Below are 17,196 nucleotides of genomic sequence, written 5' to 3'. Positions count from 1 at the left end.
TTAATAGTCGATGAGGGAGAGACGCATATTTCATTTGATATAGAATATTGTACAGACTTATTTACCGAGGCTACGATTCGACGTATGGCGTTACACTATAAAGAATTGTTAAGTAGCATTGTCGCAGATAGAGCAAGTAGTATTGCAGACTTATCAATAGTAACCCAAGAAGAGCAAAAAGAATTAGTAGCAATTTTTAATGATACAGATCAGTCGTATCCTTATGACAAATCATTGGCTACTCTTTTTAACGCTCAGGTAGCACAAACGCCAAATAACATTGCATTAACTTTTAAAGATAAAAGTTATACTTATCAAGAGTTGGACGAAATCTCTAATCGATTTGCCAACTATTTACAATCAAACTATACTATCAAGGTAGAAGATTTTATTGGTATTAAGCTAGACCGTAGTGATGATGTCATCATTAGTATACTGGCAATTATCAAATCGGGAGGCACCTATGTTCCTATAGATACTAATTATCCACAAGATCGTATTTCTTATATAGAACAGGATAGTAATTGCAAGGCGATTATAGATCGAGAGCTATTAGCATCGTATCAAAAAGAAGCACTTTCTTATAAGACCAACTTACCAGAGGTAGTTATGAACAGTGATGCCCTTGCGTATGTAATGTATACCTCCGGGAGTACAGGTACACCAAAAGGAGTAATGGTTACCCATCAAAATATCGTGAGTTTATGTACTTCTTGCGATTATATTGACTTATCAGAGGATACCGTGTTATTATCTACAGGTTCTGTTTCTTTTGATGCTACCACGATAGAGTTTTGGGGGCCACTTTTAAATGGAGGGCAACTGATCGTAACCGATAAAAATACCTTATTAAATACCGAAAAGTTAGGCACTACTATTTTAGATCATGGTGTTAATACATTATGGATGACTGCATCTTGGTTTCACCAGGTTACCGAGGAGAATTTGTCTGTCTTTAAAGGCCTTAAATATCTTATGGTTGGAGGAGATAAGGTATTATTCAATTATACAAATAAGGTGAAGGAGTGTTATCCAGACTTGAATATTATTAATGGATACGGCCCGACAGAAAATACGACCTTCTCGACGACACATCTCATACCGGCTGCTATGGATAGGGATATTCCTATAGGTAAACCTATAAAAAACAGTCAAGCCTATATTTTTGATACTACCATATCTCATTTACAACCTATTGGAGTGGTCGGAGAATTATGTTTGGGAGGTTCAGGATTGTCAAGAGGGTATTTGAATCAAGAAGAATTAACAGCAGAGAAGTTTATAGATAATCCGTTATCTCCAGGAGAACAGCTATATCGTACAGGGGACTTGGCTAGATGGCTGCCCGATGGTACTATAGAGTTTATGGGTAGACAAGATAGTCAGGTAAAGATTCGAGGATATCGTATCGAATTAGGAGAAATAGAAAATGCCTTACTAGAGTTTGAAAATATAAAGGGATGTTGTGTAGAAGTTAAAGAAGACCTAAACCGTACCAAACGTTTGGTAGGATATGTGGTTAGTACAGATAATTTTGATAGAGAAATTGTTCAAAAACAGCTACAACAAAAGCTACCTGATTATATGGTACCTCAACTATGGGTGAGCTTAGAATCTATGCCATTAACCTCTAATGGTAAAATCGATAAAAAGAGTTTACCAGAACCAGATACAACAGCATTGTCAAGCACTACCTATGTAGAAGCGAGTAACTCAATCGAAGAACAATTAGTAAAGATCTGGCAAGATTTATTGGGGGTAGAAAAAATAGGTGTTCATGATAATTTCTTCGAGTTAGGAGGAGATTCGATTATAACGATTCAGATGGTAAGTCGTTTAAAGCGATTTGGGCATCAGATACAACCTAGAGATTTATTCGAAAACCAGACTATTTCAGAACTGGAACAGGTAATCACCTCAAATACTCATAAAATAATCGGTGAACAAGGAATTTTAACCGGAACAAGTGAGTTGTTACCAATTCAAAAATGGTATTTCGAAAATGTTCATGTGGCAAATACTCATTTCAATCAATCCATGTTCTTGTCCATTGACAAATCTGTTAAGGATTCATATCTGGAAGAAGCTGTCAAGTTAATTGTTTCTCAACATGATGCCTTACGTTTCAGATATAAACAAGAAGGAGAGGAATGGATACAGACGTATACCGAGTCAGAAGGAATTTTGATTAGAGAAGATTTGAGCAACGCTAATGAAGAGCTATCAACATTGATTTCAGAAGTCTGCGATTCATATCAAAAAAGTATGATCGTAGAAAATGATCAAATCTTTAAAGTAGTTTTAATAAAAACTCCAGATTCAGAAGAAATGGATCGTCTATTAATTATAGCTCATCACTTGGTAATTGACGGGGTTTCATGGCGTATTTTATTAGAAGACTTCTATAATATTTTGGATGATTTAATAAATGAGAGAACGGTTAAGTTAGCAGAAAAGAGTAGTTCTTTTAGAGAATGGAGCACAGCTATAAAAGAGTATGCCAATAGTCATTCGGTATATGCACAACTACCGTATTGGGAATCTACTATAAGCGATTATCAAGTAATTCCTGTAGATAAAGAAGGTCAGGTTGCTACACAACTAGACATGGTAGAGTACAAAAATACACTGGATGAAGAACATACTTCATTATTACTAACAGAGGTACATAAAAGTTATGCTACAGAAATTAATGATATTCTATTAAGCTGTTTGGCACAGACCATTAATCAATGGTCATCTCATACAAAAATCCTTATTGGTTTAGAAGGGCATGGACGTGAGGATATAGCTAAGCATGTCGATATCAGTAACACAATAGGGTGGTTTACGAATTTATATCCTGTTCTATTAGCGATAGAAAATGAAATTTCTACAGAGAACCTTATTAAATCTGTCAAAGAACAACTTCGAAGTATTCCTGATAAAGGTCTTGGGTACGGAGCATTAAAATACCTTAATTCTTCAGAAGAAGTTAGAGATCGTCTATCCAAAACACAGTGGGATATCATCTTTAATTATTTAGGACAATTTGATAGTGCGGTAAGCTCTGATACAGAAAATGATAAAGATTGGTTTGGAGGAGCAGAAGAATTTTCGGGTCAACAAGTTGGAGAAAGAACGCCAACTAATAGTAAGCTGGAGATTAATTGCTCTGTAGTAGAAAAAGGGTTAACCATCAATTGGAGTTTTTCTTCCAAAGAGTATGAAGCGACAACTATAGAACAGTTGGCAAATAAATTCTTAGACAATCTAAAATCATTAATTATCCATTGTAAAGAGAAAAAATCTACAGACCTCACGCCGTCAGACTATGGATTAGGGAAAGATGTCGGCTATCAGGAGTTAGATGAGTTTTTTAATGAAGAATTAGACTCAGAAGAGATTTTCAAATTTTAAAAAAGAAAAAAAGTAATGCGCAATTTCATTGAAAAATTAGAGGCTTTAAATCTTTTTCTGGTTGAAAAAGATGGAGAAATATCATTGAAAAAATATAAAAACAGACCAACGATTCCATATGATTTCAAAAAAGATAGTGATCATATCATCCCATTTATAAAGAGTAATAAAACAGCATTGATCGAATTCTTAAGAGAGAATAAGAGTGTAAATGAGAGTACCAATATTGTATACAAATTAAGCCCTCTTCAAGAAGGAATATTGTTTGAAGGATTGTATAATACAGAGTCAAGTGCCTATACAGTTCAGATAATTCTTGACTTTTTTGACGGAGTAGATGCTGAAATCGTAGAAGCCTCCTGGGCACATGTTTTAGGCAATCACAGTATCCTTAGAAGTGCATTTTTTTATAAAGAATTAAGTATTCCGGTACAACGAGTATATGAAAATGTAACCTTGCCTTTTAAAGAATTGGATTACAGGTCATATACTGAAGCCGAAAAGGAAGAAAAAGTAGCTGACTTTCTTAAAAGTGATTATAATGCCGGTTTTTCTTTTAATGAAGCACCTTTATTACGAGTTACACTAATACGATTAGACGACCTGTCTTATAAAATGGTTTTTACCAATCATCATATATTACTTGATGGTTGGTCTACCGCTGTACTTCTCGAGGAGTTTGTAGAAACCTACGAGGCACTATCCAGAAAAGAAACTCTCGTAAATAGAAAAGAATATCTATATGAGGATTATATAAAATATGTTGCCAATAAGGATATCGAACAAGAAGAAAAGTTTTGGAAAAACCATCTTAAAAATATTGAATCTCCAAGCTTGTTACCTTTTTCGAAAACAATAGTATCCAGAAATGAGGTAAAGGGTAGTCTTAAAAAATCTAATTTAGGATTTGATACTTCTTTTACAGAGAAACTGAAAGAATATGCACAAGAGCATCATGTTACTGTAAATACAATTGTACAAGGAGTATGGGCTTTATTGGTGTCAAAATATACGGGTAGTAAAAATGTAGTATGTGGGGTAACGGTTTCTGGTCGTCCGTCAGAGTTAGAAGGTTCAGAACAGCGTGTTGGTTTGTATATTAATACCTTACCATTGTGTTTTAATCTGGATGAAAATCAGTCATTTTTAGAATGGTTGGTAGAATCACAAAAAGAGCACACAGATTGTAGAGAACACCAATATGTAGATCTTGCTAAGATTCAAAAATCTACAGGTGTACAAGGAGATTTGTTCGACAGTATTTTTGTCTTCGAAAATTACCCTATTTCTGATGCATTACTAGGCGAGGATGAAGATACTAAAAGTACTTTAAGTATCGGAAATGTTACGTTTAATGATCAAACAACATATCCGTTAACGGTGATCGTTAATTTGGATGATGAGTTGAAAATGAGTTTTGATTATAATGATTCTTATCTGGATGAAGATACCATATATAGAATTCAGGGACATTTTAAAGAGGTTTTACATCAAATTATTGATTTACATATTGGTAGTACACTGGCAGATATCGATATATTATCAAGCTCAGAACAAGTAGAGTTATTAGATACTTTTAATACTACCGACCAACCCTATCCAAAGGACAAGACATTGGTTCAAATTTTTGAGTCACAAGTAGAGCAAACTCCCGATGCGATTGCTTTGCTTTTTGAGGATTGTAGTTGGACCTATCGCGAGTTGGACGAGGCCTCTAACAGGATGGCACATTATTTACTGGCTACGTATACTTTTGATGTAGAGGATTTTATTGGAATTAAGTTAGATCGAAGTGCAGATTTGATGGTTAGTTTACTAGCTATTATCAAATCGGGATGTGCTTATGTTCCAATAGATGCTAATTATCCAGAGGATCGTATTTCATATATAGAATCAGACAGTAATTGTAAGTTGATTATAGATCAGGAGGTGATGCGCTCCTATGAGAAAGAAGCACTTCGTTATGGGGTTAATTCTCCAGAGGTGGTATTTAGTAGTGATACATTAGCTTATGTAATGTATACTTCAGGAAGTACAGGTACCCCAAAAGGAGTGATGGTTACGCATCAAAATATAGTGAGTTTATGTACTTCGTGCGATTATATAGATTTATCAGAAGATACCATTTTATTAGCTACAGGTTCTGTTTCTTTTGATGCTACCACAATAGAGTTTTGGGGACCATTGTTAAATGGAGGTCAGTTGGTATTAACCGACAAGGATACCTTGTTAAATACCGATCGATTGGCAGCTACTATTTTTGAATATAGTGTTAATACCTTATGGATGACAGCTTCATGGTTTCATCAGGTCAGTGAAGAAAACTTATCAGTTTTCAAAGGTCTTAAGTATCTTATGACGGGGGGAGATAAGGTGTTGTTTAATTATACCAATAAAGTACAAGAACGTTACCCGGATCTACATATCCTAAACTGTTATGGTCCTACCGAGAATACTACATATTCTACAACCCATCGTATATCGGGTCAAATGGACAGGGATATTCCAATTGGTAAGCCTATCAAGAACAGTCAAGCGTATATTTTTGATAACAGTTTATCATACCTACAACCTATTGGAGTTGTGGGAGAACTGTGTTTGGGTGGATCTGGACTATCGAGAGGGTATTTAAACCAGGAGGAGCTCACTGCCGAGAAGTTTGTGGGTAATCCTTTGGTCCCTGGAGAACGTATGTATCGTACAGGTGATTTGGCCAGATGGTTACCCGATGGTAGTATCGAGTTTATGGGTAGACAGGATAGCCAGGTTAAACTACGTGGATATCGTATCGAGTTAGGAGAGATAGAGAATGCTTTGTTAGAACTTGAAAGTATCAAGAGTTGTTGTGTAGAAGTGAAAGAGGATGAGCTAGGTACAAAACGTTTGGTGGGTTATGTCGTAGGTGTAGCCGGTTTTGATAAGGAGGCTACCCAAGAATCTTTGAAGGAAGTTTTACCAGATTATATGATCCCACAATTGTGGGTCGAGTTAGAAGCTTTACCGTTAACCAGTAATGGTAAGGCTGACAGGCGTAGTTTACCAGTACCAGATATGTCTACTTTATCGAGTGAAACTTATGTTGCAGCCAGTACTCCTACAGAAGAGACTTTAGTTATGATCTGGCAGGACTTATTAGTATTAGAGCAGGTAGGTGTACATGACAATTTCTTTGAGTTGGGCGGTCATTCTCTATTAGCAACCCGCCTAATAGCTATGGTTCGTAAAGAGCTAGAGGTAGAAGTTACGATCAAAGATGTTTTTACTCATTCTCGCCTAAAAGACCTGGCAATTTACATCGATAAACAATCAAAAGGGACTTCTTTACCAGCTATTATTACTCAGGAACGTCCAGAGCGTATCCCGTTATCATTTAGTCAGGAGCGCTTGTGGTTTTTAGATCAATTACAAGGAAGTGCAGAATATCATATTCCAGGAATTTTTGCAATCTATGATACGTTTAATACAGCAGTATTAGAGAAAGCCATTAATGAAGTTATAAATCGTCATGAGGTTTTACGAACTGTCTATAAAGAAAAAGACGGAGTCCCTTATCAAGAGGTTTTAGGTAAGAACAAATGGAAATTTGAATCAGAAATTGACGTAAGTGATCTGGAAGCAAATGAAATTTCTAAGATTATTGAGCAGGAAATCGATAAGCCTTTTGATCTAAGTAGTGACCATATGTTGCGTATTACCATTGTGACTGGAAGAAGGAGACAAAGGCAATTGATTTTTACGATGCATCATATTGCTTCTGATGGGTGGTCTCATGATATTTTGATGAGTGAATTATTGTCATTTTATCAAAATGGATTAAAAGGAACTCCTGTTCAAATGCCTCCACTACAAGTTCAATATGCAGATTATAGCCTTTGGCAAAGAACCTATTTGTCAGGAGAGCAATTAGATACGCAATTGGGGTATTGGGTAGATCAACTTTCAGGCATTTCACCATTAAATTTGCCTTTGGATTATACAAGACCTTCAGAACAAAGCATAAAAGGAGAAAGCAAAACCTTTACGTTTAGTGCTGCTTTAATGAAACAACTGAAAGCACTGTCTCAAGACAACGAAACTACTTTGTTTATGACACTATTAAGTGCTTTTAAAGTTTTAATGTATCGATATAGTGGTCAGGAAGATATATGTGTCGGGACTCCTATCGCCAATCGAGAACAAGAAGAAATCGCAGGACTCATAGGTTTTTTCGTCAACACATTGGCTTTACGAAGTGATTTGGGAGGAAACCCAAAGTTTTCGGATCTATTATCCCAGGTAAAACAAATGACCCTGGAAGCATATCAATACCAGCAGGTGCCTTTTGAGAAAGTAGTGAATAATGTGTTACAATCCAGGGATATGAGCCGTAGCCCATTGTTTCAGGTATTATTCTCTATGCAAGATGGGGTGACATCAAAAATAGCATCACCTACAGATTCTGGTGATATAGGATTAGAACCCGTACTTTCTGAAGAGCATATTTCTAAATTCGATATGTCTTTTACAGTTACAGAATTTACAGACGAATTAGAAGTGAAAATAACGTATTGTACAGATTTGTTTGCGACTCGTACTATCGAACAAATGGCCTTTCATTTTGAGCAGTTATTATCTTCTATTGTAACAACTCCAAAGCAAAATATAGACACATTGTCTATGCTAACTGTAGAGGAGGAGCAAAAATTAGCCATTAGTTTTAATGAGACCAAGGTAGTGTATGCTGCCAAAAATACTACGGTATTAGACTTGTTTATAGAACAGGTCAAAAACACTCCAGAAGCAATTGCACTACAATACGGAAATATTCACCTTTCTTATCGTGATTTGGATGAAAAATCCAATCAGTTGGCAAATTATTTATTGAAACATAAAAAAGAGAGTAATGAGATTATAGGTATCTGTGTATATCGATCTGTTGGGATGATTATTGGTCTTTTAGGAATTCTAAAATCAGGAAAAGCATACATGCCAATTGATCCTGATTTTCCTGTAGATCGTGTACAGTATATGCTAGAAGAAGCAAAAATAAAATCTGTAATAAGCGCTTCTTCGAGTCAAGATGTTTTAAAAGATATTGCAGGGCTTGATCTTATATTGCTAGATGTTGATAAGGAGGTTATCGTTAAAGAATCTAGTGAAACTCCCGATGTATCGGTACCTTCAAGTGATTTGGCATATGTAATTTATACTTCTGGATCGACGGGACGACCAAAAGGTGTCAAAATAGCACATCATAACCTATTCAATTTAATCAAAAATCAAATCGATTATTTTAGAATAGATCATAATGATAGGATTGTACAGACGGCGAACTATATTTTTGATGCTTCTGTAGAACAAATTTTTATCAGCTTATCTGCGGGAAGCCGTTTAGTATTAATTCACAAAGACGAAGTCCTAAATCCGGCTGGGTTTATAGAATTTATGAGAGAAAATGAAATCACTCATTTTCATACCACACCAAGTCTTTTAAAAATGTATACACCTCCTTCTGATTTATCAAGTTTGAAGAGAGTGATTGTTGGAGGAGAAGCATGTCCTAAAGAACTGGCCAGTGCATGGAATACCTACTACAAGTTTTATAATAAGTATGGACCTACAGAAAATACGGTTACTACAACCATAGCTGCATACGGAAAAGGAAAAACGATTGAAAGAGTGTCTATAGGAACACCTATTTCAAATACCAGAGTTTATATTCTTAATTCCAATAATGGAATTGTACCAATAGGGGTCGTAGGAGAGTTATGTATCAGTGGTGCTGGATTATCAGAAGGGTATTTAAACCAGCCTCAACTTACAGAAGAGAGATTTGTTGACAATCCATTTGAGGAAAATGAAAAACTTTATAAAACAGGAGATCTGGCAAGGTGGTTACCCGATGGAAGTATCGAATATATCGGTAGAAAAGATGACCAGGTTAAAATACGTGGGTATCGTATAGAGCTAGGCGAAATAGAGAATGTTTTAGCAGAGGTTGAAAGGTTAAAAAATAGTTGTGTAGTTGCAAAACCTGATAAAAACGGTACGAACCATTTAGTAGGATATATTGCAGCAGATAACCCTATAGATACGCAGGAACTACAGGAAAAACTTAAGTTGAAACTACCCGAATATATGGTCCCTCAGTTATGGGTTGCTTTGGATGAGATTCCATTAACCAGTAACGGAAAGGCGGATAAGAAGAATCTTCCAGATCCGGATATGTCTGCAATGTCTACCAAAGCCTATGTTGCTGCAAGTAATGTTACTGAAGCACAATTGGTAAGCATATGGCAGGAGTTATTAGGCATTGATCAAGTAGGTATCCATGATGATTTCTTTGAGTTAGGTGGTCATTCGTTACTAGCGACCCGTTTGGTATCTATGATTCGTAAGGAATTAGAAGTAGAAATATTAATCAGAGATATTTTTACGTATTCATCGATATCAGAGTTGTCTTTGCATATTACTACAAACTCGAGTACTACTTTATTACCACCGGTAGTAGTTGGAGATCGTTCTGGGCGTGTTCCGTTATCGTTTAGTCAGCAACGTTTGTGGTTTATCGATCAGTTAGAAGGAAGTGTTTCCTATCATATGCCCATGCTACTTTGTATAGATGGCGCATTAAATATAGAAGCATTATCAGCTTCCTTAAAAGAAGTGGTAAACCGCCATGAAGTATTACGTACGGTTATTAAATCTGATAACGGAGTTGCTTATCAGGAGGTTCAACCTGTAGAGAATTGGTTATTAGAGGTGATAAACCTAGATGGGTCTGACGATGTTACATCGATATTACAAAGCTTTATTGCCACACCATTTGATTTGTCGAGTGATTATATGTTACGTATGCGATTGTATGAGAAAGGAGGAAACGGTTATATTCTGGCTGGGGTATTACATCATATTGCCAGCGATGGTTGGTCAGAAAGTGTTTTTGTTAAAGAGTTTACCTCTTTATATGGCTCATTATCAGAAGGTGTAGTTTCTGATTTGCCCTCATTACCATTACAATACATAGATTATGCATTGTGGCAACAGGAGCATATAGAAGGAGCAGTTTTAGAATCACAGTTGTCCTACTGGCAAGAACAGTTATCAGGAGTTAGTCCATTAGAATTACCGACCGATTATCAACGTCCAATAGAACAGAGTACACGAGGTTCGAGATATGCTTTTGAGATAGATGCTGGTTTGCAGGATGACTTACAAAAGATTGCTCAGGAAGAGGGAGTTACTATGTTTATGTTGTTGTTATCGGTCTTCAAGGTATTGATGTATCGTTACAGTGGTCAGGATGATATCTGTGTGGGTACCCCGATTGCGAATCGAACCCAAGAGGAGACCGAAGGTATGATTGGTTTCTTTGTCAATACGTTGGCTTTACGTAGTAACCTAGGGAGTATTAACACTTTCAAAGAGTTATTACAACAAGTAAAAACAACTACTCTGGCAGGTTATGATCACCAACATGCTCCTTTCGAAAAAGTAGTAGAACATGTTGTAGAGACTAGAGATATGAGTATGAGTCCTTTGTTTCAGGTTATGTTCTTGTTACAAAACAAATCAGAGCAGGATGATCAGGGATTGGGAAGTTTAAAATTATCAGCATACGATGATTATGAGCAGGATTTGGCCAAATTTGATCTAACCTTTACATCAGAAGAATTAGAGGATGGCATTGCTTTCGAAATAGAATATTGTATTGATTTGTTTGCAGCATCCACTATCGAGCGTATGGCAATTCACTTTAAAGAATTACTGTCTGCTATCATTGCCAATAGCGAAGAGAAAATCATTGCCCTTCCTTTATTGACAACTATCGAACGAAAAAAATTACTACATACTTTTAATGATACTAAGGTCGATTATTCAAAAGAGGATTCGTTATTAGGATTGTTTAAAGAGCGTGTTCATTCACATCCAAAAGATACTGCATTAGTATTCGGAAACTCTACCTTGTCTTATAGAGATTTAGACAAGCTTTCTGACAGATTAGTTAGTTATTTAAAATCAGAGGGCGTTACTCCGGGTATTCGGGTAGGAATGTTATTAGACAGAGGGTTTAATATGATCATAAGCATTCTGGGAATTTTAAAATCAGGAGCTACTTATGTGCCATTAGATCCGTCGCTTCCGTTAAGTCGATTAGAATATATTTTGGAAGATTCTGATGTTTCTTATGTCATTTATAATGATGATAAGTTGCTGGATAATACTGGGATCAGCGGTTGTACATTTTTGAACAGTAACCTATTATCGTCATACGAGTGTTATTCTGGACCTATAGAAAGATCATTAGATGCTATAGCCTATGTCATGTATACTTCTGGAACTACAGGAGTTCCTAAAGGAATTCTGATCAAGGATGAGAACATACTGACTCTAATTTCTGAAGCAGATCCGATACATATAAAACCATCAGACCATGTATTGCAATGGTCAAATTATGGTTTTGACGGGTCTACCTATGAAATCTTCGGAAGTTTATTAGGAGGAGCGACACTTCATTTGATCGAAGCCCATGTAGCATCAGACGGAAACGAACTTGCAAAGGTCATAGGTCAGGAAAAAATCACGGTTGCTTTTATTACCACGGCATTGTTTAATGCGATTGCAGATAGTGATTTATCACTGCTTTCAAGTATTAGGATATTATTGTTCGGAGGAGAAAAAGTCTCCTTACTACATACCCGTAAGGCGTTCGAAGCATTGGGGCCAGGAAGATTGATTCATGTATACGGTCCTACAGAAACCACGGTGTATGTATTGCATCATGTGATCAATGCAATTCCAGAGAAGGCGTATACAATTCCTATAGGAAAACCACTATCAAATACAAGTATGTATGTAGTAGATCCTCAGGATCAATTATTACCAATTGGTGTAGTAGGAGAGCTTTGTGTAGGCGGTACAGGATTGGCCAAAGGATATCTCAATAAAGAAGAGCTTACTGCCGAAAAGTTTGTAAGTAATCCTTTTGTTGCTGGTGAGCGAATATATCGTACAGGAGATTTGGTTAAATGGTTAGACGATGGTACCATCGAGTTTGTAGGTAGAAGAGATAGCCAGGTAAAAATACGAGGATATCGCATCGAAACTGCCGAGATAGAAAGTGTTTTAGTCGAATTTGATAGCATTGCCACCTGTTGTATAGAGGTTATTACAGACACACAACAAAATAAACGTTTGGTGGCCTATGTAGTAGGAAATGAAGATTTTGAAAAGGCAACAGTTCTGGAAGCTTTAAAGAATAAGTTACCCGATTATATGATTCCGCAATTATGGGTAACGTTAGACACTATGCCGTTAAATATCAATGGTAAGATCGATAAGAAACGTTTGCCGGCACCAGACTTGTCGACATTATCAAGTCAAGAATATGTAGCACCAGTTACTACTTCCGAGCATAAGTTGGTTACTATATGGCAGGATTTATTAGGAGTAGAACGTATAGGTATTTATGATGATTTCTTTGAGTTAGGAGGGCATTCATTATTAGCTACTCGTTTGGTATCGATGATCCGTAAAGAGCTGGAGGTAGAAGTTGCCATCAAGGATATTTTTGTGTATTCTAAGCTGGTAGATTTAGGAAGGTATCTCGATAAACAATCTAAAGGTACTTTACTGCCAGCGATTACCCCGCAGGATCGTTCGGGACGTTTACCATTATCTTTTAGCCAGGAGCGTTTATGGTTTATTGATCAGTTACATGGCAGTACAGAGTATCATATGCCTCTTAATCTGGAATTAACAGGAGAGTTGGATGTAACTGTATTAGAAACAAGTTTTAGAGAGATTGTATCACGTCACGAAGTATTGCGTACCGTGATCGTATCCGAAGATGGAGTAGGGTACCAAGAAATAATGCCGATAGATAATTGGAAATTAGAAGAACTTGAAATCAACTCTGAAGAAGAGTTAGAAGCCGATTTATCCACTTTTGTAGGTCAACCTTTTGACTTATCTAACGATTATATGCTTCGCGTTCGTTTGTATCGACTAGGAGGAGATCGTTATGTGTTATCAATAGTTTTTCATCATATAGCCAGTGATGGTTGGTCTAATGGTTTGTTTATCCAGGAGTTTATGGAGTTGTACAGGGCCTTGTCTACTTCGCGTACTCCCGCTATAAAAGCCTTACCGATTCAATATGCCGATTATGCCTTATGGCAGCGCAAGTATATAGAAGGAGCTGTTTTGGATCAGCAGTTATCGTATTGGGAAGATCAGTTAACAGGTGCGGTACCGTTATCCTTACCGACCGATTACCCTCGTCCAGAAGTACAGAGTAATGAAGGAGCACGATTGTCTTTTATGATAGATAAAGCATTGAGTGACTCATTGCAGGCACTTTGCCAGCAAGAAGGAGTGACGATGTTTATGACATTATTGGCAGCCTTTAAGGTAGTATTGTCACGCTATAAGGGTCAGGAAGATATTTGTATAGGTACTTCTATTGCGAATCGTCCTCAGGAAGCTTTAGAAGATATGATTGGTTTCTTTGTAAACTCATTGGCATTACGAAGTGATCTAAGTGGTAATCCCCGTTTTACCGATTTCTTACAGCAAGTAAAAGAGGTTACTTTAGGAGGATATGACAATCAGGATGCTCCGTTTGAGAAGATAGTAGATCGCGTGGTCGAGGATCGTGATATGAGTAAGAATCCACTATTCCAGGTGATGTTTAGTTTGGATAACATCCAGGAAGAAAAAGAACAAGACATAGGTAATTTGGCAATAGAATCGTATGACCAGGATGGCGGAACCATTCAGTTTGATATGTCTATTGATGTGTTAGATACTGGCGAAGGTATTGCCGTTAGAATAGGCTATTGCACCGCTTTATTTAAAGAAGCTACGATAGTTCATATGGCTTCGCACTACGAGGAGTTGTTACGCAGTATTGTCAAAGATCCCTCAGAGACGATTAGAGATTTATCGATGCTTACTGCCCAGGAGGCAGGCCAGGTCTTGCATTTGTTTAATGCTACCGAGGTTTCGTATCCCTTAGAAGAGACTTTTGTAAGCCTTTTTGAAGCGCAGGTGTCCAAAACCCCTGATGCAATCGCAGTAAGTTTTGAAGGTGTTGATCTAAGCTATAAAGCATTAGATGAAGCTTCTAACCAACTGGCACATTACTTGCGCTCGCAAGGCGTAGAAGAAGATGCGTTGGTGGGTATTTGTGTAGAACGTTCTTTTGCGATGCTGATTGGTATTGTAGGTATTTTAAAAGCAGGAGGTGCTTATGTTCCTATCAAGCCAGATTACCCTGCATCGAGGATCCAGCATATTTTAGGCGATACCCAGAGTACGGTAGTGATTACCGATACTACCAGTGATCAGTTGATTACAACGAGCTATCCAGATGTGACGACAGTTGTTGTAGACTCAGAGGATGCTGTATATGCAGAACAGCCAATAACTAGTGTAAATGTTACTATTGCTCCTTCTTCCTTGGGGTATGTTATTTACACCTCGGGTAGTACCGGTACTCCCAAGGGAGCGATGATCGAGCATAGTGGTATGCTTAATCACTTACTACTAATGATCGATGAGTTGGATATGGACAGTGATAGTGTTGTTGCTTTTACAGCACCTTTTACGTTTGATATTTCTGTTTGGCAGTTGTTAAGTGGTTTACTTACCGGTGGTCGTATGGTGATCTACAGTGAGGAGATGATTTTAGATCCATTAGTATTACAAGGATCCTTACATGATGATGGAGTAAGCATTTTACAATTAGTTCCATCTTATGTATCCGGTTTATTAGATATTGATTCGATCAAGGACTTACGTCATTTGAGCTACTTTTTAGTTACTGGTGAGGCAGCCCATCACTCGTTATTAGAGAAATGGTTTTCTCGTTATCCAGAGATTCCAGTGGTGAATGCGTATGGTCCGGCAGAAGCCTCTGATGATGTTAGTTTACATATCATGAAGGAGTGTCCGGCAGAGGGTATTGTTCCTATTGGGGTTCCTGTAGCCAATATGGATATTTATGTGGTTGATGATAAGAATCAGTTATGTCCTATAGGAGCTGTAGGAGAGTTATGGGTAAGTGGAGTTGGTGTAGGAAGAGGATATGTAAATGATCCAGAGAAGACTGCCAATAGTTTTATAGCTAATCCATTTAAGGATAGTGGGTATAAGGTCTATAAGACCGGAGATTTAGGGAGATGGTTACCCGATGGTAGTTTAGAGTTTATCGGTAGAAAGGACAATCAGGTAAAGATACGTGGTTATCGTATCGAATTAGGCGAGATAGAGAATGTACTATCCGGATTAGAAGGTGTTGAGAGTTGTTGTGTACTAGCGAGTCCAGATAGTGATGGTAATAATCGTTTGGTGGGTTATGTAGTTAGCGAAGGAGGCTTTGATAGTCAGCAATTACAAGATGGTTTAAAGCAGCAATTACCAGAGTATATGGTTCCTGGCCTTTGGGTTGCGATGGATGAGTTACCGTTAACCTCTAATGGTAAGATTGACCGCAAGAGCTTACCCGATCCCGATATGTCAGAGCAATCGAGTAAGGGTTATGTAGCAGCAAGAAATGTTACCGAGGAGAAGTTGGTAGGGATCTGGCAGGATTTGTTAGGAGTAGAGCAGGTAGGAGTATATGATGATTTCTTCGAATTAGGAGGACATTCATTATTGGCCATAAAAATGATGAGTAAAATCAATAAAGCCTTTGAAGAAAAGTTGACCATTGCAGATCTCTTTCAGTATTCAACAATCGAGTTATTGGCAGGAAAAGTTGCTTCAAATTCAAAAGACGACAATAAAATACTCATTACTCTAAATAGTCAAGGAGATAAGCAACCCATATTTTGTGCGCCTCCAGGTGGTGGAACGGTTAATTGCTATGCAGATTTAGCACGTTTATTAGGAGAAGAACAACCTTTTTATGCGTTTCAATCTCCTGGTATAGATGGAGTTTCATCTATTTTAACCACAGTAGAAGAACAAGCAACGGTTTTTATAGAAGAAATGCAAAAAATTGATCCTCAGGGTCCCTATGCCATAGGAGGATATTCGTTTGGAGGGATGATAGCTTTAGAAATGGCATTGCAATTACAACGTAAAGGCTTCGAAGTTTCAAAATTATTAATATTCGATGCTATGCCAATGGCAGAAAATAATGAGTCAGCACCCAATGATTCGCTAGGAGAGTATTTATATGAAATAATCGATGTGTTAAACGATGAGTTTGGAGCCAATATTCGTATCGAAGATACCGACTTGATCCATAAACCAAAAGAGGAGCAATTACAATTCTTATATGAGTCGATTAAAAAATCAGATATGAGTATTTCTCAATCAGAATTAAAAGGACTTATCGAGGTTTCGGTTGCCAATGATACTTGTGTGTATTTACCAAAAATAGATAGTGAGTTAAACACTGATATACTACTCTTTAGAACAAAAGAAGTGACACTTAGTGAACAACAAAAACTTAAGAGCACGCTATACACTCAAGAGGATTATGGATGGCAAAAATTGACCAATAGAAAGGTAAAGGTTCATGAAATTCCAGGAATTCATGAAACGGTATTACAAAGTCCTAACGTAGAATACATCGAAGAGGCATTAAAAAAGTTTTTAAGTATTAAAGATTCAAACAAAGAGGTAATAGCTTAGTAACCTAACTTGATTGATATCAAGTATTCTATAAAAAGTGTCGATTCGAGTAATTTTTTGTAGTAAAATGGAAAAAAATTGTATCGAGAATAGCTTTTTAGTACTGAAATGCTAGTCATCTTGAGCTTGTCGAAAGGTCGATACAATCCGCCAAGGCGGATCACTCAAACT

General features: G+C 37.1%; 2 protein-coding genes. Both read left to right on the top strand.

The window, feature by feature from the left end; genetic code table 11:
- Positions 1-3,399: non-ribosomal peptide synthetase (locus tag ABW636_RS07005; RefSeq protein WP_367589249.1), on the top strand; the 3,399-nt coding region annotated here is incomplete at its 5' end.
- A gap of 15 nt (positions 3,400-3,414) precedes the next feature.
- A complete protein-coding gene (locus ABW636_RS07000) occupies positions 3,415-17,025 on the top strand; it encodes a non-ribosomal peptide synthetase (protein WP_367589248.1) in 13,611 nt (4,536 codons plus the stop codon).
- Positions 17,026-17,196 lie beyond the last annotated feature (171 nt).

The sequence above is a fragment of the Aquimarina discodermiae genome, from assembly GCF_040786235.1.
Taxonomy (GTDB): Bacteria; Bacteroidota; Bacteroidia; order Flavobacteriales; family Flavobacteriaceae; genus Aquimarina.
The sequence above is the reverse complement of the archived record's forward strand: the minus strand, read 5'-3'. Positions and strand labels throughout refer to the sequence as shown.

What these genes read in the sequence shown, in the direction of transcription:
- ABW636_RS07000 (WP_367589248.1), top strand. Translation starts at nt 3,415, where the DNA reads ATGCGCAATTTCATTGAAAAATTAGAGGCTTTAAATCTTTTTCTGGTT.